Raw genomic sequence first — 2,282 nt, forward strand, 5'->3', positions numbered from 1 at the left:
GTCTCCTTCTTCAATTAGAGCGCCTCAAAGAAACAGAAGATATTCATCTCACAAAAATACTTGTAGATGAATGTTTAGAAGACCTTTCTAAAAGTCACTACCATGCTGTTTCCAAGAAACTTGGTATATCACAAAACAAAGTAAGAGAACTACTGCAAATTATCCTTACATTAAATCCACGTCCAGCTAGTAACTATAGTTCTTCTCTTGAAGTCAATTATCCTGTGCCCGATATTATAATCAAGGATGGTATAGTTCAATTAAATCCAGTGATTTATAAGGATATAAACATCAATACAGGTTACTTGTCTCTTGAAGCAGAAAGTAAAGAAACTAAGAAATATATAGAATCTAAACTAAAACAAGTCTCATGGTTACAACAATGTCTCAGCCAAAGAAAGAATCTAATATATGATATTGCGGTCTTCTTACTAGATTATCAACAAGATTTTTTTATGAATGGAGGGGCTTGCCATCCACTTCTACAAAAAGATTTAGCGATGTTACTTGGAGTACATGAATCTACAATCAGTAGAGCCATTAAGGATAAATATATATATTGTGATAAGGGCTTTATTCTTCTAAGTGATCTCATTCCAAAGGGAACAGAAGATAACTCTGTTGATTCTATTAAAGAAACAATCAAAGAAGTTATCAATAATGAAGATAAAATAAAGCCTTTAAGTGATCAGAAAATTACCACTCTCTTAAAAGATAAAGGTATTGAAATATCTAGAAGAACAGTAGCCAAATATCGTTCAGAATTAAATATTCCAGATGCATCTGGTAGAAAACATATAAAAAAGTAGAACTGTGTGTTCTACTTTTTTTAGCTATTCAGGATAACAATCGGTAGTTACTCTCTTTTTGATGATTTTCTATTATACTCATAGTATAATAATGATACGAAATAATAAAAATCATATCATGAAGGAGATAAGAACATGAAGCACACTTATTGTACAAACTGCAGAAAAGAAACAACCTACACATTGAAGAAACAGGAAATCAGAAAAGTTATTAAAGATAAGGAATATACTTTCTTGATTACTGTTGCAGCATGTAATGAATGTGGTGAAGAAATATCTCTATCTGGTTTACTAGATTTAAATATTAAAGAAATAGATTCACAATATAGAGAAAAGGAAAATCTAATTACTATTGAAGATATCAACAGATTATTAAAGATATATGATATTGGGAAAGGACCTCTCGCTTTAGTTCTTGGTTTTGGTGAAGTGACTATTAAAAGATATCTAGATGGGCAGGTGCCTTCTCTTGAGTATTCCAATATTATGAAAAAAGCTTTACTTTCTCCTGATTATTTCTATAAGAAATTAGAGGAAAATAAAAATAAGATTACTCCAGCTTCTTATAAGAAATCACAAGAAGCAGTGAGTAATCTACAAGAATTATTTGTATTATCAGATAAGATGAGACAGGTCATTGCTTATTTGTTTAAAGGATTAAATGAAGTTACACCATTGATGCTGCAAAAACTTCTTTATTTAATTCAGGGAACCTCTTATGCCTTATATGATCACCCTATATTTATAGACGTTTCACAGGCATGGGTTCATGGTCCTGTCTATCCTGATGTTTATCATTTATTCAAGCAGTTTAGTTTTAATCCTATTGATGATGATCGATTTGTACTCTTTGAAGAATTAGAGAATACATTAAGTGAAGAAGAATGTCATGTGATTGATTTAGTTATTCATACATATGGTCTCTATAGCGCTAAAGTATTAGAAACAATCACTCATACACAGGATCCTTGGATATCAGCTAGAAAAGGCTATGAAGGAACTATTCCTTCTCATGAACCTATTATAGAAGAAAATATAAGAAACTATTTCCAAAAATTACATAAACAATATGACTTCTCTCATAGAGAAGGAATCAATCACTATATTCATAATATAATCATGTAATGACTATGTATCACTTATTCTATTTTCTATTATGTGAATAACTAAAAATCTATCATACAGATCTTGATAGAAACATACCAAGGATCATAATTCTCTTTATAACATGAATACACTCTTGCATGAATTATCTTACCTGCATCCATTAATCTACAAAAAATATCATTATCACTCTTAGGAATATATCCAAGTTTTTCACCATCCATTGTAAGTACCTTAATCGCATTACTATCATATTCATTATCTGCTTCTCTTTCTAATAGAAGAGGGTCATTCTTCTCTAGTCTTTTAAATACATCCTGATTATCTACATAACGTGTTCCTGCAATATCAGTTAAAGACAAAAAGATT

The 2,282-nt window shown here is 30.3% G+C and carries 3 protein-coding genes; 2 read left to right on the plus strand and 1 reads right to left on the minus strand.

The window, feature by feature from the left end; all coding sequences use genetic code 11:
• Positions 1–809 (plus strand): RNA polymerase factor sigma-54 (locus QVO42_RS09345; RefSeq protein WP_502685369.1); only part of this gene is annotated, 809 nt, incomplete at its 5' end.
• A 135-nt stretch (positions 810–944) separates the two neighbouring features.
• Positions 945–1,934, plus strand: coding sequence for a type II toxin-antitoxin system antitoxin SocA domain-containing protein (locus tag QVO42_RS09350; RefSeq protein WP_022425850.1), 990 nt, complete (start codon positions 945–947; stop codon positions 1,932–1,934).
• A gap of 41 nt (positions 1,935–1,975) precedes the next feature.
• Here QVO42_RS09350 and QVO42_RS09355 read toward each other — a convergent pair.
• Positions 1,976–2,282, minus strand: a 307-nt coding sequence (locus tag QVO42_RS09355) for an HIRAN domain-containing protein (protein ID WP_288164312.1), incomplete at its 5' end; no start/stop codon positions are given.

The organism is Catenibacterium sp. CAG:290, from assembly GCF_000437715.1.
GTDB classification, from domain to species: domain Bacteria; phylum Bacillota_I; class Bacilli_A; order Erysipelotrichales; family Coprobacillaceae; genus Catenibacterium; species Catenibacterium mitsuoka_A.